Origin of the sequence: Arcicella sp. LKC2W (assembly GCF_034931005.1) — a bacterium.
Lineage (GTDB): Bacteria > Bacteroidota > Bacteroidia > Cytophagales > Spirosomataceae > Arcicella.
Genome location: NZ_JAYGIN010000019.1, coordinates 140897 through 164024 on the forward strand (window position 1 = coordinate 140897; position 23128 = coordinate 164024).

At 34.4% G+C, this 23128-nt stretch carries 15 protein-coding genes; 10 read left to right on the forward strand and 5 right to left on the reverse strand.

Annotated features, from left to right (window positions below):
* Positions 1–93 precede the first annotated feature (93 nt).
* Positions 94–1134, reverse strand: a complete 1041-nt coding sequence (mltG, locus tag VB796_RS16335; RefSeq protein ID WP_323347637.1) for an endolytic transglycosylase MltG — start codon at positions 1132–1134, stop codon at positions 94–96.
* Between the two features lie 312 nt (positions 1135–1446).
* Here mltG and VB796_RS16340 point away from each other — a divergent pair, with 312 nt between their 5' ends.
* Together VB796_RS16340 and VB796_RS16345 are read left to right on the forward strand one after the other, a co-directional pair.
* On the forward strand, positions 1447–2055 hold the full coding sequence (locus VB796_RS16340) for a septal ring lytic transglycosylase RlpA family protein (protein ID WP_323347638.1): 609 nt from the start codon (positions 1447–1449) through the stop codon (positions 2053–2055).
* Between the two features lie 382 nt (positions 2056–2437).
* Positions 2438–3337, forward strand: coding sequence for a DUF58 domain-containing protein (locus VB796_RS16345; RefSeq protein WP_323347639.1), 900 nt, complete (start codon positions 2438–2440; stop codon positions 3335–3337).
* An 87-nt stretch (positions 3338–3424) separates the two neighbouring features.
* Here VB796_RS16345 and VB796_RS16350 read toward each other — a convergent pair whose 3' ends face one another.
* Together VB796_RS16350 and VB796_RS16355 are read right to left on the reverse strand one after the other, a co-directional pair.
* Positions 3425–4780, reverse strand: a complete 1356-nt coding sequence (locus tag VB796_RS16350) for a redoxin domain-containing protein (protein ID WP_323347640.1) — start codon at positions 4778–4780, stop codon at positions 3425–3427.
* A 24-nt stretch (positions 4781–4804) separates the two neighbouring features.
* Entirely contained in the window at positions 4805–6265 is a 1461-nt protein-coding gene (locus tag VB796_RS16355) for a DUF4369 domain-containing protein (protein WP_323347641.1), read from the reverse strand.
* Between the two features lie 286 nt (positions 6266–6551).
* On the opposite strand from VB796_RS16355, the gene VB796_RS16360 reads away from it, so the two are divergent.
* Positions 6552–7202, forward strand: coding sequence for a YdcF family protein (locus tag VB796_RS16360; RefSeq protein WP_323347642.1), 651 nt, complete (start codon positions 6552–6554; stop codon positions 7200–7202).
* A 62-nt stretch (positions 7203–7264) separates the two neighbouring features.
* Here the strand turns inward: VB796_RS16360 and pfkA are convergent, their stop codons facing one another.
* Positions 7265–8239, reverse strand: a complete 975-nt coding sequence (gene pfkA / locus VB796_RS16365) for a 6-phosphofructokinase (protein WP_323347643.1) — start codon at positions 8237–8239, stop codon at positions 7265–7267.
* Between the two features lie 465 nt (positions 8240–8704).
* Between pfkA and VB796_RS16370 the strand changes: the two genes are divergently transcribed.
* Positions 8705–10273: a DUF5723 family protein gene (locus VB796_RS16370; RefSeq protein ID WP_323347644.1), complete on the forward strand. Its 1569-nt coding sequence runs from the start codon at positions 8705–8707 to the stop codon at positions 10271–10273.
* Here the strand turns inward: VB796_RS16370 and VB796_RS16375 are convergent.
* Positions 10270–11115 carry an MBL fold metallo-hydrolase gene (locus VB796_RS16375; RefSeq protein WP_323347645.1) on the reverse strand — a complete coding sequence of 282 codons (846 nt, stop codon included), beginning with the start codon at positions 11113–11115 and terminating at the stop codon, positions 10270–10272. The genes VB796_RS16370 and VB796_RS16375 overlap by 4 nt on opposite strands.
* 104 nt (positions 11116–11219) lie before the next feature.
* On the opposite strand from VB796_RS16375, the gene VB796_RS16380 reads away from it, so the two are divergent.
* The 6 genes from VB796_RS16380 to VB796_RS16405 all read left to right on the forward strand — a co-directional run bounded on the left by VB796_RS16380 (position 11220) and on the right by VB796_RS16405 (position 23082).
* Entirely contained in the window at positions 11220–11975 is a 756-nt protein-coding gene (locus tag VB796_RS16380; RefSeq protein WP_323347646.1) for a patatin-like phospholipase family protein, read from the forward strand.
* Between the two features lie 213 nt (positions 11976–12188).
* The gene (locus VB796_RS16385) at positions 12189–15257 is read left to right on the forward strand and encodes a TonB-dependent receptor (RefSeq protein ID WP_323347647.1); all 3069 of its coding nucleotides are present in this window, start codon (positions 12189–12191) and stop codon (positions 15255–15257) included.
* Positions 15258–15307: 50 nt separating this feature from the next.
* Positions 15308–16672: a RagB/SusD family nutrient uptake outer membrane protein gene (locus VB796_RS16390; protein ID WP_323347648.1), complete on the forward strand. Its 1365-nt coding sequence runs from the start codon at positions 15308–15310 to the stop codon at positions 16670–16672.
* 524 nt (positions 16673–17196) lie between these two features.
* Entirely contained in the window at positions 17197–20421 is a 3225-nt protein-coding gene (locus tag VB796_RS16395; RefSeq protein WP_323347649.1) for a SusC/RagA family TonB-linked outer membrane protein, read from the forward strand.
* Between the two features lie 92 nt (positions 20422–20513).
* Positions 20514–22145: a RagB/SusD family nutrient uptake outer membrane protein gene (locus tag VB796_RS16400; RefSeq protein ID WP_323347650.1), complete on the forward strand. Its 1632-nt coding sequence runs from the start codon at positions 20514–20516 to the stop codon at positions 22143–22145.
* A 187-nt stretch (positions 22146–22332) separates the two neighbouring features.
* Positions 22333–23082, forward strand: a complete 750-nt coding sequence (locus tag VB796_RS16405; RefSeq protein WP_323347651.1) for an FKBP-type peptidyl-prolyl cis-trans isomerase — start codon at positions 22333–22335, stop codon at positions 23080–23082.
* Positions 23083–23128 lie beyond the last annotated feature (46 nt).

The window sequence follows — 23128 nt, forward strand, 5'->3', positions numbered from 1 at the left end:
GTTATGAGGTATAAGTTATGAGTGAAATGGGTAAGTTGTTGCTAACCTTAGATTACATATCTACTAACTCATAACTTATACCTAAACAAATTTTTATTTCATAATTTTAAGCTTGTTCAAGGCTTCTTGATAAATCTTGGCATTATTCAAATGGTCGGGGTAAGTGACCGCAAAGTTATGATAACCTGAAAAATCCTCTTTCGCACAGAAATACATATAATCGTGCTTTTCGTAGTTTAAAACGGCATCAATAGAAGCTAAATCTGGCAAATTAATTGGGCCAGGCGGTAAGCCAATCACTTTGTAAGTATTATATGGAGAATTGAATTGTAATTGTGCTTTGGTAACTCTTTTGATGGTAAAATCTTGAAGTGCAAAAATAACGGTTGGGTCGGCACCCAAAGGCATATTAATTTTCAAGCGATTCATATACACACCTGCTACACGTGGTTTTTCGTCCGCTTTTTTAGTTTCTGCTTCCACAATAGAAGCCATAATTTGTGCTTTAATTGGGTCTAAACCAATAGCTGCGGCTTTTCTTTTACGCTCATCAGTCCAGAATTTATCGTACCAAGTTTTCATTGTCCCCAATAATTTATCGGGCGTAGTATTCCAGAAAACTTCGTAAGTATTTGGCAAAAACATACACATAAAAGTCTCATTGGTGAAACCATATTTATGTGCCGTTGCAGTATCTTCCAAAACTTTGATTAATGCCGTTGAATCAAATTCAAATTTATTTCCAATTTTATGAATTAAATCTTTCTGCAAACGAATATTGTTGAAAGTCAATTTCACGGCATCTTGATTTCCAGAACGAAGTTTTTTGATAAGTTCGTAATTTCCCATATTGGCTTTAATTACGTATCTACCTTCTCTTACATTATCTTTATATTTCAATAATTTTGCTAAAAATTTGAACGATAATTCATCTTTAACAATTTTATTTCTACTCAAAGAATCCCAAACTGTTTCAAAATTTGCCCCTTGAGGAATCAATAAAGCAAATCCTTTTTTCTCATCAACTTGATAATTAGGCGTTTTTGTAATTTGCCAAATGTAATACGAAAACATCGTTGCAAATAAGGCAAAAGTGATAAAAACGTATCGCAGAAGTTTAGTATTTTTTTGCATTTCTAAATTTTTTAAGGTTTTAGGGAAAAGCAGTTTTGAAATTGTTATATCTAATCCATTAATATCTTTACAACACAAAATTACTATTGAAAAATGGATTTAGCCCTATGTTCAATGCTTATTAGGAATATTCTAAACGTATAAAAGGTAGGCTTTTCACATAGGCGAATGGCTATTTTCTGAGTAAAAGTTCTTTAAAATTGAACATTCCGAATAAAAATTTTTATTTCGCACCGAAAAACGGTAATTTTGCAGTCCACAATGGGAAGATATTGCGAGGAAAGACATAACAATAATTCCACAATAAAATTTATGATTAAGCAACTTCTGGGAAATCTTACGGTCTTAGCGGTTGTTTCCACAACTACATTTGCACAGAAATTAGGAGATGAATCGTATGGTATTTCATCTTACTATGCAGATTTTTTTTACAATCGCCCCACTTCTACGGGTGAAATTCTCCAAAAAAATCAATACACAGCCGCTCACATGACTTTGCCCTTCGGGACGATGGTTGAGGTGACCAATTTAGTCAATAAGCGTTTTGTAATTGTCAGAATCAATGATAGAGGTCCTTTTAAACCTGGACGAATTATTGACTTAACACAAAATCCTGCTAAATGGCTAAGAATGAGCCAAGTTGGACTTACAAAAGTACGTTTAAAAGTTGTCGGTTTTGATGGAGATATTATGCTTGAACCATTCGATTCCCTAAGTTTAACGGCTACTCCACGATTTGAACCTAAGTTTTATCAAAAAACAAAACTCAAATACAAAAGGTATTATCGTCTTAAAAAGAACTGGAGAAAAAGAAAATATCCACAATTAAGATACCGTCGTTTACGAGTGAGTTCTTATTTAAGAAAACTCTCAAAACAACGTAGAAAGGAATATTTAGAGAGTCGCCGCAAAAAGAAATAAGTAATTTCTAAAAGTTGATAATCAACAAAAGCTAAGAATGAACAAGTACAAAATTTTCTTCGTGAAAACTTTTGTACTTTTTTTTATGCCGAAAGGTAAAACTTATCGGAACTATCTACAATTTGTCGCAGAATAAAATTAGACCACAGATTGTACTGATTCAACGGATTTACACGGATAAATTTAAAGAAAAATCAGTGTAAATCTGTTTTATCTGTTCTATCCGTGGGCTAATTTTGTCTTGCGATAAATAGTAGATAATTCCGAAACTAATTAATACCTACAACGTTATGGCATAATATTCGTACTTTCGTTTTGTAATTATATTAAAAATTTGGCATTAGGAAACTGCCTACTGCCTGCTTAAAACTGCCTACTGACAATGGATTTAGCGAAAATTAGAGAATACGGAAATATAGAATTCCTTGCCAAACAAATGGTTGAAGGATTCATCACAGGACTTCATAAATCACCTTTTCATGGTTTTTCGGTTGAATTTGCTGAACATCGACTTTACAATACGGGCGAAAGTACACGCCATATCGATTGGAAAGTGTTTGCTAAAACCGATAGACTTTATACAAAACGTTACGAAGAAGAAACCAATCTCCGTTGTCATTTGATTATTGATACGTCTTCTTCGATGTATTATCCAGAGAAAACAAACGGAAAAATCACCTTTTCAACCATGGCGGCGGCGGCTTTGGCATATATGCTTCAAAAGCAAAAAGATGCAATTAGTTTGACTACTTTTTCTTCAGAAATTGAAATTCAAACGCCTGTAAAATCTACGCCTTCGCACGTACACAAGATTTTTTTGGATTTAGAGAATCTACTCCAAAAACCTGCTTCTAATAAGAAAACAGCCGTTGCTGACGTTATTCACCAAATTGCGGAGAAAATTCATAAACGCTCTTTAGTTATCATTTTCAGTGATATGTTTGATAATATCAACGAAGCCGAACGCCTATTTTCGTCAATGCAACATTTAAAACACAATTTGCATGAAGTATTGATTTTTCACGTTACCGATAAAAAAACAGAGTCAGATTTTGAGTTTGAAGACCGTCCTTATGAGTTTATAGACTTGGAGACAAATGAAAGAATAAAGTTAAATCCGTCGCAGGTGAAAGTAGATTATCGAAAGACTTTACAACAATTTTATCATGAATTAAAACTTCGTTGTGGGCAGTACAAAATTGATTTTATCGAAGCTGATATTGCCGAAGGATTTGAACAAATTTTATCGGCTTATTTGGTGAAGCGTGGGAAAATGAAATAATTTTGTTAGCACATGGATTAAACGGATTTTATATACTAAAAATGTATCATTCGTATCAAACCAGTTTAATCCGTGTGCTATTTTATCTTATTGAAAAATAATTTCTTTCATCGTTTCGATATTCATATTTCCTTTTCCAATAATTTTTTTGTCTTTATCTAAAATGTAAATAGTTGGTGTAAACTGAGCATCAAACTCTTGATACAAATTAATTTTTCCCATTTTATCCATTACATTAATAAAAGTTTCAGAACTATATTCTTTGATAAACTCTTTCCAAGTTTCAACGTTATTCCCAAATATTGGGGCAAAAACCGTTATATTTTTCTGTTTATTTTCTTGAATAAACTTTACTAATTGTGGTGTAAAATTCTTACAATGCCCACAATCAGCTGCATAAATATATAAAACTGTGTAAGCAGATTTTACTTCATAAAGTGCTTGTTCTTTGTTATTTATGTCAGTCGCTTTCAAATTCGGAATTTTACTTCCAATCAATAGAGGTTTCAAATACCTTACTCTTTCTTTCACTAATCTTACCGTTGTACTATCCCAAAGCAAAGGGTCGTTTAGGTAATATTTTTGCAAAATATGAACAAAAATAGCGTCTCTTCCCAATACTTTGCTTGTCTCAAAATGGTTCGCCAATTTACTCACCAAATACTTTCGCATGGGTGACGTTTTCCGAGATTTACTCAAAAATTTATCCGTCAAAACAATCAGTGAATCATTTGGTAAAAATTCTAATTGGTCAAAATAATATTTTACGGGTTGATACAAAAATGGCGTTTGCACCAAACGGTCATCAGACAGATTAATATTATCGAAGAAATGTTCTACAAAAAACTTATTTCCCCAAAGTGAATCTTCCGTACCATTTGCCAATTTTGGAGCTGGCGGAATATCCAAAGCCAAATTTGACTTGATAATATTGGAAGCGAAAGTTCCTTCAAAAGCCTTGATAAACTTCTTTTTGTACAAAGCTGATTCTACTTGCAAAGCATACAACTCATTGGTTGAATTGGCATCAGCTTTTTTGGCTAACTCTTCTATCTTTTTGGCATCCTTAAAAGTCTTCTGCTGATAGCTATAAAACAGGTCATTCTCACGAGAATTAGTAAATTTCAGTGTATTGAAAATATCATTTGCATTGGCTTCAAAAAAGAATTTCTGTTCAGAAACCAAAATATCAAAGCTCTGCCAATGACCAATCATCACGTTGTACATACCACCTTTCAGAGGTTTATCACCTTTAAAAGAAATTGTACCGTCGGAACTTACAACTGATGAATCTTGAACAAAATTCTGATTTTCAAAATAATACGTCAAGTAACAAGTTGAATCCTTTAATCCACGAATTCTACCTTCAATTTTATATCCTTGAGAAAAGGTTAAAAATGAAATTATTAAACAACTTAGGGTAATTAATACTTTTTTAAACATTTTTACGGGTAATTTTCGACGAAATTATTTGCCAATTTTCACTTTCTCACGAAGTGTCTGGTTACGGTGAAAGTCAATAAAATCCTCTAATTGCTCCACTGGAAGGCGTTTAGCAATAATTTTCTTATCTTTATCCAACACATAAACTACAGGAGTTGCATAAATATCAAAACCATTTTTAAAATCAGTATAATATTCTTCCTTACCTGTCTGAGGGTTTTTATGAATATCAATTCCATGCATAATATCTTGTAATTTGAACTCTTGAATAAATTTTTTCCATTTTACAGGAGTTCGGTCAATTGAAGCAGCAATGACTTTTACATTTTTTGTTTTTAAACCTTGATATGCCTTGGCTAATTTAGGAGCTGACTCACGGCAATGTCCGCAGTCTGGGTCATAAATAAACAAAATAGTATAATCGGCATCAATTTTCGGAATTACGATTTCTTTCCCTAAAGTATCTGTCAAAAACATATCGGGTAGCGTTTTCCCTATTAAAAGTGGTTTTAATACCGTCACTCTTTCCTTCATTTTTCTCACGGTCGATGTATCCCACAACGTTGGTTCTCCGACATAATAATTCTCCGCAATGTGAACAAAAGCCCCATCAGTACCTAAAATTTTGGGGTTCTCATAAGTGCTTGCAATCTTATAAATCATATATCTACGAATATCCCGACCTTTTGCTCGTGCCAAAACTCTATCCGTTTCCTTCGCTATTGAGTCTGAAGTCTGCACCGTTAAATCATTAAAATAACGTTCTAATTTCTTTTGTAAAAAAGGCGTTCTAATAAATCTGTCATCAGTCAAATCAAAATTATCCCAAAAGTGAGTTTTATAATAATTGAACTGATATTGATAAAAAGCTGTCGTATCTGCTTTAGTAATCATAGGTTTACCAAAGGGAGGAATTTCAGGTTCTTGAGAAGCCTTGATAAGTTTATTAACAAAAGTTCCTTCAGTGTTTTTCAACCAATCTTTCTGAAACTGAGCAACTTCTGCTTGTATGCGTTTGATTTTTCCAGCCACCAACAATGAATTATTCATTTTTCGCTCCATTTCTAAAACCTTCAACTCATCAAATTTAGTGGCCATATCTTGCTGAAACTTAAAAAAAGTTTCATTCTCTTTTGAACCTGTAACTTTCATTTTAGTTATCAAATTTGTGGTATCAGTCTCAAAAGAAAAATCTTGATTGCCTACAATTACATCCATGTATTTACCTTTAGGAAGCGAAATTAGATAAAGACCTTCGGGTAAATTTTTGTCCCCAACAAAGTGAAAACTCCCTTGAGAATCCACCTGAGCCGTATCTTTTATCACTTGCTGATTGTACCCAAAATAGTGAGCCAAGAAAACGGTTGTGTCTTTAATTCCTTTAATTTTTCCTTTGATAGAAAAACCTTCTTTCGTTTGTCCGAAAGAAACATTTGAAAAAATGGTAAGTAAGGAAATTGATAAAATTTTAAATGAAATTTTCATGTTGTTTTAAATATTTCAGGAAATAAGGGTGATAACTGATAATGTTCTTCAACGAAATTATCCTACTTTTATGTATTAATTAAACCAAAATATGTACCAAAGTTAAGGGAACAAGACCATAACTGAAAATCAAACCCCAAATACAAATTTTACAATGTTTTATTTTCTATCAAAAGTCCTTTTTTACCTTCTAATGCCTCTGTCATTAATCTCCATTTGTTTATTATTTGCCTTATTCTCCAAAAATTCCAAACACAAAAAAAGAAGTGTACAAATCACTTTCGCATTGATTTTATTATTGGGCAACGGTTTTATTTCAAATGAGGGTCTTCTTTGGTGGGAAGTCCCTCCTATTTCACCAAACACAATCACGACAACTTATGATGTGGGCATTATTCTTACTGGAGGGATGATTACAAATAAATTATCAACTGAAAGTCAAATACTTACAGACAAAACAGCCGACCGTTTTATTCAACCCTTAAGGCTTTATAAAATGGGTAAATTGAAGAAAATATTAATTACGGGAGGAAATACTGATTTAGTAGTAATGCACGAAGATGTGTCGGACGAAACCTTAAAAGTTGCTCAGCTTCTTGAAGAATTAGGCGTGAATAAAGAGGATATTATTTTGGAAAGAAAAGCAAGAAATACTCGTGAAAATGGACTTTTTACGGCAGAAGTTTTAAAGAAAAATCCTAAACTTGGGACAAAATATTTACTTTTCACTTCTGCTTTTCATATCAGACGAGCAGAAGGTTGTTTTTTAAAAGCTGGCTTAAAAGTTACTACATTTCCAACTGCCTATAAATCTAAAGCAAAAAGTTGGACGTTGGATGATTTAATAATTCCCAGAGAGTCAAACCTTTACGATAATTATATGCTCATCCATGAATTATTGGGATATATAACTTATAAGATTTTGGGATATTGTTGATTCAGTAACACAGACTTTGGTCTGTACAGATAAAATTCAGACAAAAGCCTGTGTTACTCATTTTATTTACTCAAAATACCAGAAAGTCTTAATAAATCTGGATTAATTTCTTTCTTTTTTGTAATGGTATCATGGAAAGGTGTGTAAACCAATTGGTCATTGACAATACCAGCCATTTCGTTTTTATGTCCTGCCAAAAGACCTTCCAAAGCACCTAAACCCAAACGGCTCGCCAATATTCTATCATAAGCACTTGGGCGACCACCTCTCTGAATGTGTCCTAAGTTAGTTACACGAATGTCAACAGGCACATCAATAGTATTTTTAATTCTTTCTGCAATAATTGCTGCATGACCTTCTTCGTCACCTTCAGCAACGACCACAATCGACGATGATTTCTTTTTCTCAAAACCAGCCTTTAAAGTTCTTACAACATCTTCAATGGTTTGTCTTTCTTCTGGAATCAAAATTGATTCAGCTCCTCCAGAAATCCCTGATTGAACGGCAATATATCCAGAATCACGCCCCATTACTTCAATAAAGAAAATTCTATCATGTGAATCCGCCGTATCTCTAATTTTATCAATGGCATCTAAAGCTGTATTCACAGCGGTATCATAACCAATGGTATAATCTGTTCCAAAAAGGTCGTTATCAATCGTTCCAGGAGCTCCTACCGTTGGAATTTGAAATTCATTAAAGAAAATCTCAGCACCTGTAAAAGTACCGTTACCACCAATAGCCACCAAACCCTCAATTCCATGAGACTTCAATTGGTCATATCCTTTTTTGCGTCCTTCTGGAGTCATAAACTCCTTACTACGAGCAGATTTAAGGATTGTACCTCCTCTTTGAATGATATTACTTACCGACTGTGAGTTTAAAGGGATAATATCACCTTTAATCATGCCGTTATAACCTCTTATAATTCCAAAAATCTCGACTCCATGATGAAGTCCACCTCTTACAACAGCTCTGATGGCGGCGTTCATACCCGGTGCATCTCCGCCTGAAGTAAATACTGCAATTCTTTTCATACTGTTAAAAGTTCTGACTCAGTGAATCAAAAACAAATATTAGGGATATTTATAAATTATGTTTAATACCAAATTTTATTCTTTAATTATACCTTAATGAAGAATAATTAAATCATATTTTCGCTAATTACCAATTATATTTTGGTTTTCAAACTTTTGCATAATTGATTTAAGCAAGTTGCAAATTTATTGTTTTAAAATGATGTTTCTAATGAATTTAATAAAAAATTATGGTTAAAATAATTGATTTTTTATTAATAGGATTTTTTCAATAAAAAATATAACCAGTTTATCTAATTGAATTATACTTTTTTAGATGTTTGAATAATAAGCTCCTAATTTAATTCGTATAAAGATTATATTTGTAGCTGTTTATGTGTTCAATAGTCTTTCAATAAGCTAATAAACTGTTGTTCAGATATTTAAAATCTATTTGTTTAATACCTCTTATCATAATAATCTCACGTGAGTACAGCCCAATTAAAAACACAGATTACAGTTTTCTTTTTCATCCTCATATTTTACTCCAATAATCTCTTCGCCCAACAATGGCTCGGAATTTCAGGAAGTAATTATGCAGGTACTAATGCTGTGTATAATAATCCTGCCAATCTTTCAGATTCAAGATATAAATTGTATATAAACTTAGTAGCAAACGATATTTTTATTTCCAATAATTATGTCGGTTGGAATGCTCCATATTCTATTTTACAATTGCTCACAAATACGGCTGCTCAAGAATATCGAAATACTAAGAATGTAATTGTTTTCAAAAATATATATTATGACATCAATGAAAATAGTGACGCTTATCATGCAAATATATTAGATGACCTCAGAGGTCCTTCGTTTTTATATACGCTAAATAACAAAAGTGCCATTGGTTTATTAACTCGAATCAGAACTGCAATTAATTTTTCAGGAGCTTCATTAGGTTTGGCAAATCTAATTCGTTTGGGAACAGACACCTTATTAGTAAAAAATCAAAACTTCAAGATTGCCGAAAGCACCTTAAATGTTAATAGCTATGCTGAATTAGGATTAAGTTACAGTAGAGTTTTACAAGATGATGATGAAGATTTTGTAAAAGTAGGTATTACAATTAAAAGAGTTGTAGGTATTTATAATGCTCACGTCAATATTGAGGAGGCAGATTATAGTATTTTCAACGACCCGACTGACTCTAAAAAACAAATAGTGCGGATAAATCATCTAAAAGCCAATTATGGAAATACTTTGGAGGGAGCATACACAAATGCAAATGCTTCATGGGATTGGGGATTTGGCAATCAGTCTGCGGGCAGTGGATGGGGCATTGATTTAGGAATTGTTTATGAATATAGACCTGAAACACGTAAATTTTCGTATCGAGAAAAAGGCGTAAGAAAATGGGACCAAAGTAAAAATAAATACGAATACAAGATTGGCGTTTCACTTTTGGATATTGGCGGAATCGGTTACAACAATTCTAATTACGTTCGAAATTGGGATGTGGACATCAATAATATAGAATTCAATTCTACTGATGTTAGTAAAGTTAAAGGCTCTGACGATGCCTTCAATCGAATCAATCAGAAAATTGGCTCAAACGATGCAAACAGCGTTAATAATTTCACGGCTGGGCTACCAACTGCTCTTCAAATCAATCTTGATTATCATGTTAGAAATAATTTCTACGTAAATAGTTTATGGGTACAAGGACTTAGAGGTTCAACTTCAATTGGAATGAAGATGCCATCTTCTTTATCAGTTACACCCCGTTGGGAAGGAAAATGGGTTGAAGTTGCCATGCCTTTTGCGGTTTTGGATAATTACAGCGTTCTAACTTTCGGATTGGCAGGAAGATTTGGTCCAGTATTTTTTGGAACAGACAATTTAGGGAGTTTTCTAAATATCAGCCGTCCACGTGGTACAGACCTATATTTTGGTTTATCTGTACCAATATTTAATAAACCTCCAACGCTACCAAATGCTTGTTTTTATGAAAAAATAGAAGGTAGAAATTGGAAGTTTTGGAAAAAAAGAAAGTATTAAACAAATTCTGATAAACTTCCTTTAGCGGCTAAGACAAAACCTTTTTCCGTTTTTGAGATAGTTGCACAGTCATAGAATGGGTCATGGTCAAAAAAGACAATCCACTCTTTTTCACTCGCTTGTTTCAATAACTCCTCCTTCTCAATCATCGTTTGTAATGGACGAATATCATAGCCCATCACATAAGGCACAGGAATATGAGCGTGCGACGGAATGGTGTCGGCAATAAATAATATTTCCTTGTTATTGAACGAAATTTTTGGCATCAACATTTTTTCGGTATGCCCATCAGCCGTGAGAGTTTCAATATTTGCAAAAGGCTTTTCTGCAACTTTATCAATAAAAAATAACTGATTAGCTTCTTGAATCGGCAAAATATTATCTTTAAAAAAAGTAGCTTTTTCTCTTGGATTTGGGTTCAGGGCAGCTTCAAAATGCTCAGAATGCGACCAATAACGGGCATTCGGAAAGGTCATTTCAAATTTAGTATGGTCAGAGTTCCATTTTACAGCACCTCCACAATGGTCAAAATGTAAATGGCTCAAAATTACATCGGTAACATCATTTTCAGAATACCCTTTCGCTCGGATTGATTTTACCAATTCACCATCGCCATGTCTATAATAGTATCCTTGCCATTTAGCATCTTGTTTGTCACCCATTCCTGTATCCACCAAAATTAACTGATTTCCATCTTCAATGAGCAAACAACGCATCGCCCAAGAACAGAGATTGTTAACATCAGCAGGAATAGATTTTTGCCAAAACGATTTCGGAACAACACCAAACATTGCTCCTCCATCCAATTTGAAGTAGCCAGAATCTATCGAATGTAAAATCATTGAATTTATTTTTTAAATTATTTTTTTGTGTAAATTACCTAATAAACAGGAAAATTCAAGCTGCATTGAATAGATTGTCATCAACAAATAATCAAGTCTAACACATGAAAATCGGGATAGTGCTATCGGGAGGTGGAGCAAGAGGAATTGCTCATTTAGGTATTCTAAAGGCTTTGCAAGAAAAAAACATAACAATTTCGGGAATTTCAGGATGCAGTGCAGGAGCAATTGTAGGGGCTATGTTTGCGGCGGGATATTCGCCCGACCATATTTTTGAAATTGTAGTTTCCAGTAATACTTTGAAGGCAATGCGTCCCGCTTGGAGTAGGTCTGGATTGGTCCGAATGCAAAAAGTTGAAGAGGCTTATTTAAAGTACATTCCCCATAATTCATTTGAACATCTCAAAATTCCGCTCACTGTTAATGCAACAGATTTATATGCTGGTGAAAGTATTTATTTTTCCACAGGTGAGTTATTAAAACCCGTCATGGCATCCTGTTGTATTCCTGGATTATTTGAACCAATTGTACATAATGAAGTTACTTTGATAGATGGCGGTGTATTAAACAATATGCCGATTGAACCGTTGTTGGGAAAATTTGATTATATCATTGGAAGTCATTGCAATCCTTATGGAATGCAAAATACGCCAAAATCAATGGCGACAATTGTTCCAAAAGCATTATTTTTAGCCATAAATAACAATTCAAAAAGCAGATTAGCACAATGTAATCTTTTGATTGAACCACCCGCTCTCAAATTTTTTGACCCTTATGATATTCGAAAATCAAGCGAAATTTTTAAAGCAGGCTATGAATTTGCCAAAGAGTTGAACCTGTCCGCCCACTTATCAACATAAATTAAGCTAAATTTAAAAATCTCAGATATACACTTTAGCAATCCATTTTTGGCATTACAAAGAAGAGTATATAACTTTGAAAGATATTTTTCACAAAAAAATACTCATTTGTGATTAAAACGCAATCCTATTTTTTATCAAAAAGCAATTTTTTCTTCAAAATTCAGCTTTTCATTTAGTCTATTTTAATTTTCAACAAAAAACCAAACTTTCATGAACAAACGTTTATTATTCAGTTTAATCATGTTTTTGGGCTGTTCATTGAGTATGATTGCTCAAGACCGCCGAATTACAGGAAAAGTGGTGTCTGCAGGAGATGGCTCACCGCTTCCAGGAGTGAGTGTACAAATAAAAGGCACAAGTAAAGGAACATCTACTGATGCAACAGGTAGTTATGCGATAAATATTCCATCAGGTAAAAGTTCTATTGAATTTCGTTCGGTTGGTTTTTATTCAAAAACCGTAGAGATTGTAGGACAAAGCACTATTAATGTTGCTTTATCTGAAAGTGAAAATTCTTTGGGTGAAGTAGTAGTAGTTGGTTACGGTACTCAAAAGAAGACAAACTTAACAGGTAACGTTGCACAAATTAGTGCTAAGACCATCGAAAACTTACCTGTATTAACAACTGAACAAGCGATTCAAGGTAGAGCAGCAGGTGTTTTCGTTGAATCAGGAAATGGTAAAGTTGGTCAAGGTATCAAAATGCGTATTCGTGGCTCATCTTCTGTTTCAGCTGGAAATGACCCACTTTATGTTATTGATGGTATTCCAATGACTACAACCGCTGCTGGTTCAAGAGCAGATACACCAAACCCAATGGCAGACATCAACTTCAATGATATTGAGTCTATCGAAATATTAAAAGATGCTTCTGCTGCTGCTATTTATGGAGCAAGAGGTTCAAATGGTGTTGTTTTATTGACGACTAAGCGTGGTAAATCGGGCAAAACAAACTTTAATGTGAGTTATTTTACGGGTATGAGTGAAGCAACAGGTCGTCGTGAATTTTTGAATACTGCTCAATATGTAGAATTATTCAAAGAAGCACGTGCCAATGCAGGTTTCTCATTAGCAGGTGGCGAAACACGTTTTACTCGTTATGCACTCGGCGAAAGAGCAAGATGGGAAAATCCAGCCTCTCCTAATTATACCAACACAAACTGGGAAGACCAAGTTTTGAGAAAAGGTAACATCAATCAATTTGACCTCAACATTAACGGTGGTACTGACAAAACTAAGTTTTACGCATCGGGTTCTTACAGCAAACAAGAAGGTATTCTGGTGAAAAACTCATTCGAGCGTATCAGTAGCCGTGTCAATCTTGACCACAAAGCTACTGATAATTTAAGTATTGGGGTGAATGCCAGCATTGCACGTACGCTAAATACTCGTTTAGCAAATGATAACGCTTTCTCTACGCCAATGCAAATTATTGCTTTAGCTCCATTGTCACCAGTAATTGACCCACGTACAGGCGACTATACTGATACTTATAATGACGCAGATGTAACACAGTATTATAATCCTTTGATGAATATTTCTTATGCAAGCAACACTACCGAGACATACCGTACACTTGGTAATGTTTACGCACAATGGAATATTGTCCCGAGTCTTTCATTCCGTACTGAGTATGGTTTTGATATGTCGTTCAGAAATGATGACGAATATTATGGAAAGAAAACAAAAAGAAACTCAGGACAAGCAAATGGCGAAGGTTTTAAAAGAAACATCAATATCTTCAATTACAACACTAACAATTTTTTCACTTTTGGAAAAATATTTGACCAAAAGCATGATTTAAACGTTGTTGCAGGTATGAGTTACCAACAGTCAAAAAGAACTGCTATTGATGCTACAAGTCGTAACTACCCAAGTGATATTTATAAGACTATATCTTCAGGAGCAACTAAAGCTGATGCAAACTCATTTGAAAGAACATTTAGTTTCTTGTCATATTTTTCAAGAGTTAATTACAAATTCGACAATAAATATTTAATTGGATTAAGTGGTCGTGTTGATGGTTCATCTCGTTTTGGAGCAAACAATCGTTATGGATTCTTCCCATCAGCTTCGGCTGGTTGGATTCTTTCAGAAGAAAACTTCTTGAAAGATATTCGTCAAGTTAGTTTCTTAAAATTGCGTGCAAGTTATGGTTATACAGGTAATGCTGAAATTGATAACTTTGCGAGTGTCGGACTTTTCTCAGCATTAAATTCTGCTAATAATTCAGCAGGTTATGCAAGTATTCCTGGACAAACACCTTTTCAATTGTCAAATCCAGATTTGAAATGGGAGAAAACTGCTCAAACTGATATCGGTTTTGAAATTGGTTTCTTCAACAACCGAATTTCTGCAGAAGTTGATTATTATTCAAAAAATACAACTGATTTATTGTTAAACGTAAATATTCCTGGAACAAGTGGTTTTGGGACTCAATTGAAAAATGTTGGAGAGTTAGAAAATAAAGGATGGGAGTTTGTTTTAAAAACAGATAATAAATTTGGAGATTTAACTTGGAGAGCATCAATTAATGCGGCAACAAATACCAATAAAATCTTGAATCTTCAAGGACAAGTTATCACAGGAGGCTACTTGAACCGTGCGGTAGAAGGACAACCATTAAGTGTTTTTGTTGGACCTGAATATGCTGGTGTTGACCCTGCCAATGGAGATGCTTTATATTATTTGAACACAACCAAAGCAGATGGTTCATTAGATAAAACAACGACAAATGATGTAAACCTTGCAGCAAATGTACCAATTGGTAATCCTAACCCGAAATGGATTGGCGGTTTTACTAATGATTTCAATTATAAAGGAATTGATTTGAGCATTACTTTCCAAGGCGTTTATGGAAATGATGTTTATAACGGTGCTGGTAAATTTATGTCAGCCAATGGAGACTTCTATGACAACCAAACTATTGACCAATTGGCTCGTTGGCAAAAACCAGGAGACATTACCACTGTTCCTCAAGCACGTTATGTAGGTGGAAATGGTACTGCTGAATCATCTCGTTATTTATCAGATGCAAGTTATACTCGTTTAAAAACAGTAACACTTGGCTATAATTTTCCTAAAACTATCACAGATAAGTTGAAATTGTCAAAATTGAGAGTTTATGCTACCGCAAACAATCTATTGACATTTACAAAATATACAGGTTGGGACCCAGAAGTTAATACAGACTACTTAACTGGTGTTGCCGCTGGAAATGACTTCTACTCAGCTCCACAACCTAAAACAATCACAGTAGGTTTAAATCTTGGATTCTAATAATCATTATTTCACAAGAATTAAAACATTCAACAAAGACATTTTATAAAATGAAGATAAATAATAAACTCATATTCGCAGTAGCTTTCAGTTTAATGCTGACAAGTTGTGCTGACAAATTAGATGTGAATCCAATTGATGATGTTGACGCAATATCTGCGGTGAAAACATCATCAGACGTTGAAGCACTTTTAACAGGTGCTTATGATTCAATGACAGATGCTGACGTTTTAGGCGGAAATTTACAACGTGATGCAGAACTTATTGCCGACAATGGAGACATTGAATGGCAAGGTACTTTCGTTGCCCCAGGTGAAGTTTTCTCTAAAAGTTTATTGAAAGACAACAATCAAGCACAAACGACTTGGTTAGATAGTTATCGTACTATCAATATTACCAACAATGTATTGGCTAATTTAGCTGTAGTTGAAACAGCAAAAAAATCAAGAATTGAAGGTGAAGCTAAATTAATTAGAGCATGGATGCATTTTGAATTAGTCAGACAATATGCAAAAACATATTTAGACGGAACGCCTACTTCAAATTTAGGAGTGCCAATTTTAACAACGCCCACGACAATTATCACTGAAACAAACTTTGTAAAACGTAATACAGTTGCCGAAGTTTATCAAGCAGTGATTGCTGATTTAACAAGTGCAGAATCATTACTTCCTGCAGGAAATGGCTTCTTTGCTGATAAATATACAGCAGCAGCATTATTATCCAGAGTATATTTAATGCAAGGAAATTACGAAGGTGCTCGTCAGGCTGCTCATAGAGTTATTGCTTCTGGTAATTATACCCTCAATGCGAGTTTCTTCGATGTATTCAATAACAAAACAAACACGACCGAAGATATTTTTGCAGCTCAAGCTACTGACCAAGATTATGTAAACAGTTACAATACATTCTTTGGTTCAACATCGCAAGGCGGTCGTGGAGATATTATTATCAATGAACAACACCTAAATGCTTATGATGTTTCTGATGACCGAGGACTTTTCTTCTATGAATCAGGCGATATTTATACGGCAAAATGGGCTGTTCAAGTAGCTAATATTCCATTAATTCGTTTGGCAGAAATGTATTTAACCCGTGCAGAAGGGAATTTACGTGCAGGTGGTACACCAATTGGAACAACGCCATTGGCTGACATTAACAGATTAAGAGACAGAGTTGGAGCAAAACTTTTCACAACTGTTGACTTGGCAACAATCTTGAAAGAAAGAAGACTGGAATTAGCTTTTGAAGGTCATTGGATTCATGATATTAAACGTAACAAACAGACTATTTCAAAAAGAAATGGTACTGCAACCCAAACTTGGGCTTTCGATTCTCCAAAGTTAATATTCCCAATTCCATTAAGAGAAATTGATGCGAACAAAAACTTAGTTCAAAACGAAGGCTATCAATAGTAGTTTTTAATTTTATTTATTGGAAAAGGCGAGTCATAACAGACTCGCCTTTTTTCGTTAAAATGAGCCTCAGTTTTAAACAAACATACCAAATGACAAATAAATATTCGCATAGCAGAATATTCGTACACTAACTATGAGAATAATACAATTTTTCAAAAAATGGAACTTAAATGATGTTTAATTCCTGTCAATAGTATGTCAGAAAGCTATTCAGTATCACCCTTCCTATAAAATATTATTCTAATAAGTGTCTTCAATCTAATATAATACAAGTATAATCTTTGGAATTTTGTATCTATGCGTAAGATAATTTTGATACAAAAAAAATGGCACTTTCAAGAAAGAACAAAATTATATTCTATAAATTCCGTATTTTCACCTACAAAAAGGCATTTTTTTAAGACAACTCAAAAGAAGTTTCGGGTAATTTCTTTGTTTGTTTAGCTGAAAAATTATATTTTTACAATTATTTAAAATTAATTTCATTAAACAAATTTTCAACCAAAATTAAACAATAGTACATGAAGAAACACTTACTTATGACTTTGCTTATTGCTTTAACTTTTTGTGTGACTGTATTCGCACAAGACAGAAAAGTAAGCGGTAAAGTAACCTCAGCCGAGGACGGCTCGGGTCTTCCAGGTGTAACCGTGCGTGTGAAGAACACCAACCAAGGTTCACAAACTGATGCTTCAGGAAATTATTCTATTTCTATTCCAAATGGTGATGCAAAATTACAATTTTCATTTATTGGGATGAACTCTGAAGAAGTTTCTGTGGGTAGCCAATCGGTTGTAAACGTAAAAATGGGAACTGATATTAGACAACTTTCTGAAATTGTAGTAACGGGTGTTGGTGTTGCTACCAATAAAGCAAAATTAGCCTTTGCCGTAGAATCAATTTCTTCAAAAAGTCTTCCACAAGCTCCAACAGCTTCTATTGACCAAGCATTGGTTGGTAAAATTGCAGGTGCTCAAATTACAAGTAGTAACGGAACTCCAGGTGCTGCAACTAACATTGTACTTCGTGGTATCAACACCATCAACCGTGGAACGACTCCAATGATTATGATTGATGGTATTCAGGTGGCATCAACTGATTTAAACTCAATTGACCTGAGTGTTATCGACAGAATTGAGGTTGTTCAAGGTGCTGCATCTGCTACTATTTATGGTGCTCAGGGTGCAAACGGAGTAATCCAATTATTTACCAAAAAAGGTAAAAGCGGACAGTTAAACATTGATTTTTCATCAAGTGTTTCTCAAAATTCATACTTGAACATTGGTGGAGTTAGAAAAGCTCAATTACACGCTTTTGGTACTGATGCAAATAATAATGTATTGAGTGCAGGGACGGGAAATCCAATTTTAGTACAAGACCCTGTAACTGGTCTATATAATGGAAATGTTATTTATAACCCATTGGATGTCAACAGTACAACAAGCAAGCAATACAATGCAAACTTAAAGTATTATGACCATTTCAATTCGTTTTTTGTTCCTGCAAATACAGTGAATAACAGCCTTTCTATTTCGGGAGGTAAAGATAAGTTTGACTTTGCCTTTTCGCTTTCAAACAACTATCAAGGAAGTAACGTAACCAATAATGGAGATTTTAAAAGAACAAACCTTACTGCCAATATTGGTGCCGAAATTGCTCCAAAATTAAAGTTTCGTTCTATTACTCAATTAGTTTATACAAAGAATACAATTAAGTCAACAGATAGAAATATTTTATTTGCCATCAATAATACTCGTCCATTCGCAAATTATGGACAGACTTTATCTAATGGAGATTTTGCAGGATATGTAGGTGATGCTGCTGGTGTCAATGGTTTTAACCCAAATTTCTATCAGCAATATTTAGGTCATAACGGCAATAAAATTGATGTTATTCAAAATTTAAGTTTGAACTATGAATTGAATAAATTTGTAGAGTTAGATGCAAAATATGGTGTAAACTTTCAAAGAGATGAAGATATTTTGACCTATGGGTATCAAGCAGCCAATCCGAATATTGCAGCTTTACCATCTAATTATTATTTATCTAACTATGGTTCTGATAAAAAAGGTGAAATTGATAACTTCAGTATCACTAAAAATGCACAAAACTTTTTAGCAACTGCTACTATTCGTACTGACTTTATGAAAGACTTTAATTTAAGTCTTCCTATTACAACTTCAACACAATTAGCATTTGACTGGCGTAAGCAAACCAATGACCAATATGTAACGTATCAATTAGGTTTACCTCCGTACACACCGTTTACTCCAGCTCAAGGAAATACAACATTAGTACGTGCATGGACTAACTCAGGAACTACCAATGCACCCTTAGGTACTTATGTTGAACCTTTCGTTACTTATGGATATGTTGTCAATCAAAGAATAGAATATGGTGAAATAGCAGGAGTATCGGGTGGATTTCGTACTGACTACTCTTCAGCTTTTGGTGCAGGTTCAAAACCATTTACGTTTCCACGTGGGGATGCTTATGTAAGACTTTCTTCGTTGGATTTCTGGAAAAGTAGTGCCATTGCTAATACTTTGAGCGAATTCAAATTAAGAGCTGCTTATGGTGAAGCGGGTATTCAACCAAGACCATTTGATAGATATATCACGCTTGGAACACGTAATGTGGGTTCAATCGGTGCTTTTTATCTTCCAACTGCCCAAGCCAATCCAGACTTGAATGTTGAGGTTTCGAAAGAATTAGAAATTGGTACAGATTTATCATTGAATTTGTCAAAAAATGTAAATGTATTAAATGACATTCGTTTATCTGCAACATACTGGAAACGTGATACAGAAGGAGCAATCTGGAACGTAGATGCAGCTCCATCAACAGGTGCTGGTACAATCAAGACAAACGCATTCGGCATTGGTTCAAGTGGTATACAAGCTCAAATTAGTGCTATGGCGTTTAAGAGCCAAGATTTCACATGGAATACTACTATCAACTTCAGTAAACAAACGTCTCAAATCAATTCAGTTTCTGGAAATGGTGAAATTGTCATTATCTCAAGTGCAGGTAGTACAAATTATGTGTTGAGAGCAGGTGAAAAAGTAGGTCAATTATATGGATTCAAATATTTAACTGATTTAGCTTGGAAAAAACCTGATGGAACACTTGAAATACCAGAAAATCAACAATCACTTTACGAGGTAGCAAGTAATGGTTATGTTGTAAATAAAACGACAAAACAGCCTTATTTCACTGCTGGAAGATATAGTTTTGGCGACCCAAATCCTGACTTCAATATGTCATTCATCAATGATTTTACCTATAAAGGATACATCAATGTAGGATTCCAAATTGACTGGGTGCAAGGAAGTCATATTTACAACCAAACTAAACAATGGATGTATCGTGACGGTATTCATGCAGATTACGAAAAAGAACTTACAGTTAATGGTCAAACAGGTGCTTGGACTGCCTTCTATCGTGGAGTTTATGCTCAGCGTCAGGCAAATGGCACAAAGGATTATTTCTATGAAGATGCTTCATTTGTTCGTTTAAGAAATATTTCAATCGGCATTGATTTAGCAAAAGCATTCAATATCAAAACATTCAAGAAATTACAATTGGTACTTTCAGGTCGCAACTTGTTGACATTTACAAAATATACAGGGTTTGACCCTGAAGTAAGTTCAGGAACAAACAACTCTGCATGGGATAGAGGTACAGACCACAACACTATGCCTAACTTACGTTCTTACCAAGTTGGACTTAATTTCGGATTCTAAAATTCACACATTCAGTAGAATTGAAATTAAAAGTTATTGTCAGTATTATAATTGATATTTCTAAATAAATAGATAATCAAAACATTAAGGAAATGAACAAAATAAAAAAATATATTTTGATGAGTTGTGCCGTATTTTCGCTCGCATCTTGTCAAGACCAATTGGACATTAAAAATCCAAACGCTCCTACCCCTCAAAGTGCGGCAACTGAATCAGGAATTATATCTTTAGGCTTGGGCGGGGTGTATGGAAATGGCTTTCGTGATTTAAAATACTTTGATGGTGTAAATGGTCGTTTTTGGGCTGGAGCTATCGGTTTTCATGAAATCATGGCTGACGTTGTAGGAATGGAAGCAGCTAACCAATTTGCCAATCAAATTGGATGTCCAGACATGGTAACATTAGACAATGGCACAAAAGTGTTAAACCCAAGTAATCCAAGTCAACAAATTCCTTTTTTACGTTCAGTAAATATCAACTCTAATGCAGGTGCAAACCCAACCTATTTTGAGTGGGCGTATATGTATTCACTAAACAATGCCTGCAATACTATTTTGGATGTAGTTGAAAGTGTTAAGTTCACAGGGGATGCAGCAGTAAAAACAAACGTATTAAAAGCATGGTGTTATTGGTGGAAAGGATTTGCCTATTCTCGCATTGGTTCAATGTACTACGCAGGACTTATCAATAATACAACAGGAACAACAAACAACAAATACGTTACAAAAGAAGATATTATCAAAGAAGCTAACGCAAATCTTGATAAAGCAGCAACTATTTTAGGAGGTTTAACTGCTACGGCTGATTATAGAGCGATTTTAGGTGGTTTAATACCAGATTATTGTCAAAAAGGAAAAGGTGGAATTTTAGCTCCAGATATGTGGGTTCGTAATATTAACACCTTGAAAGCAAGAAATATTTTGGTTAATACACCAACCAAATCAATGACTGCTGCTCAATGGACATCAATCTTGGAATTAGCAAATAATGGGGTAAAATCAACAGATTTAATTTTCACAAGCCGTTCTGGTGGTGCTGGAGATAATGACTTTATGTCTGCTTCGGCAGGTTCAGTAATTGCGAAAACACTTTCAGCAAAAGCAGGTCAGAATACCTATAAATTAAGTGAAAGACTTGTTCAGGAATTCAAACCTGAAGACAAACGTTTTCAAAACAACTTCACCCTTACTGCCACTTGGGTAGGTGATGCTGGTCGTGGAAATGCCTTTAATACTCGTTATGCTCTTATAGACGGTGGTAAAGGAATGGCAGGCGTAGTTGTTTACGGAACGCAATCAGAAGGACTTTATGAACTTGCCATTGCAGGTAATTATGAAGAAAATGAATTAATGAAAGCAGAAGCAAATCTTTATCTAAACAAGCAAGAAGATGCTTTAAAAATCATTGATGCTGTGCGTACTTCTCAAGGTGCTGGTCTTGCTGCCACCGCAGGAACAGGTTTATCTTTGGATGCTGCTAAAGAAGAATTCAGACGTGAAAGACGTGTAACTTGTGCATGGAGAGGTTTATCTTTCTATGATGCGAGACGTTGGGGCGTTCTTGAAAATGGAAGAACAAACGCTGTCATTATTGATAAAGCGGCTGTACTAAACACAAAAGCAACAATCAATTATAACTACTTAGATTATTTTGACGTGCCAGATAACGAATTGGCTTACAACAAGCCAGATGCGGCATCAGCACCAGTTAAAAATCCAAAATGATAAGTATTTAGCGTAAATATTTAAACGGTCTAACATTTATTTGTTAGACCGTTTTTGTTTATCAATAAAACCGTTGGTATAGAATAATTTTGTAAGCTCAATATTCGTTCTTATCTTTAAATGTGTTTGTCAAACCCTTAATTGAAGACAAACACATTTTATTCCTCATCATTATTCAACATTACAAATGAAATTAAAAAATCTATTACTTTGTACAGGCGTTGCCTTGACACCATTTTTTGTAAATGCTCAAACAAAAAAAACACCCGCTAATAAACCTGCTACCAAAGTTGTAACTAAATCAGTAAATGTGACTGTTCCAACAACTTCGTCGGCATCATTAACAACTTTGAAAGACTCTGCAAGTTATGGTCTTGGCGTATTAGTAGCTCAAAATTTCAAATCTCAAAATATTGAAATCAACGCAGAGTTATTACAAAAAGGTTTTAACGAAGTCATGAAAGGTGAAAAAACACCGATTAGCGATATGCAAGCTAATAACCTGATTCAGAAGTATATGCAACGTGAACAATCTAAAGCTTTTGAACCGAACCGTTTGGCAGGAGAAAAATTTTTAGCTGATAACAAAACGAAAGAAGGCATTGTTACGTTACCAAGTGGATTACAATACCAAATTATCAAAGCAGGTGATGGTCCAAAACCAGCATCATCAGATAAAGTAAAAACACATTATCACGGGACTTTAATTGATGGAACTGTATTTGATAGCTCAGTACAAAGAGGCGAACCAATTACATTTCCAGTAACAGGTGTAATTCCAGGATGGGTTGAAGCTCTTCAATTAATGCCAGTAGGTTCAAAATGGAAATTATTTATTCCACAAGCTCTTGCGTATGGCCCACGTGGTAGTGGCCCAACTATCAAACCATATTCAGCACTTGTATTTGAAGTAGAATTATTAGGAATTGAGAAATAGTAGAGAAGTAGTAAACTTTGAGTATTAAGTAGTAGGTCTCAAGTAT

What these genes read in the sequence shown, in the direction of transcription:
- VB796_RS16405 (WP_323347651.1), top strand. Translation starts at nt 22,333, where the DNA reads ATGAAATTAAAAAATCTATTACTTTGTACAGGCGTTGCCTTGACACCA.
- VB796_RS16385 (WP_323347647.1), top strand. Translation starts at nt 12,189, where the DNA reads ATGAACAAACGTTTATTATTCAGTTTAATCATGTTTTTGGGCTGTTCA.
- VB796_RS16350 (WP_323347640.1), bottom strand. Translation starts at nt 4,780, where the DNA reads ATGTTTAAAAAAGTATTAATTACCCTAAGTTGTTTAATAATTTCATTT.
- VB796_RS16375 (WP_323347645.1), bottom strand. Translation starts at nt 11,115, where the DNA reads ATGATTTTACATTCGATAGATTCTGGCTACTTCAAATTGGATGGAGGA.
- VB796_RS16390 (WP_323347648.1), top strand. Translation starts at nt 15,308, where the DNA reads ATGAAGATAAATAATAAACTCATATTCGCAGTAGCTTTCAGTTTAATG.
- pfkA (WP_323347643.1), bottom strand. Translation starts at nt 8,239, where the DNA reads ATGAAAAGAATTGCAGTATTTACTTCAGGCGGAGATGCACCGGGTATG.
- VB796_RS16380 (WP_323347646.1), top strand. Translation starts at nt 11,220, where the DNA reads ATGAAAATCGGGATAGTGCTATCGGGAGGTGGAGCAAGAGGAATTGCT.
- VB796_RS16355 (WP_323347641.1), bottom strand. Translation starts at nt 6,265, where the DNA reads ATGAAAATTTCATTTAAAATTTTATCAATTTCCTTACTTACCATTTTT.
- VB796_RS16345 (WP_323347639.1), top strand. Translation starts at nt 2,438, where the DNA reads ATGGATTTAGCGAAAATTAGAGAATACGGAAATATAGAATTCCTTGCC.
- VB796_RS16395 (WP_323347649.1), top strand. Translation starts at nt 17,197, where the DNA reads ATGAAGAAACACTTACTTATGACTTTGCTTATTGCTTTAACTTTTTGT.
- VB796_RS16340 (WP_323347638.1), top strand. Translation starts at nt 1,447, where the DNA reads ATGATTAAGCAACTTCTGGGAAATCTTACGGTCTTAGCGGTTGTTTCC.
- mltG (WP_323347637.1), bottom strand. Translation starts at nt 1,134, where the DNA reads ATGCAAAAAAATACTAAACTTCTGCGATACGTTTTTATCACTTTTGCC.
- VB796_RS16400 (WP_323347650.1), top strand. Translation starts at nt 20,514, where the DNA reads ATGAACAAAATAAAAAAATATATTTTGATGAGTTGTGCCGTATTTTCG.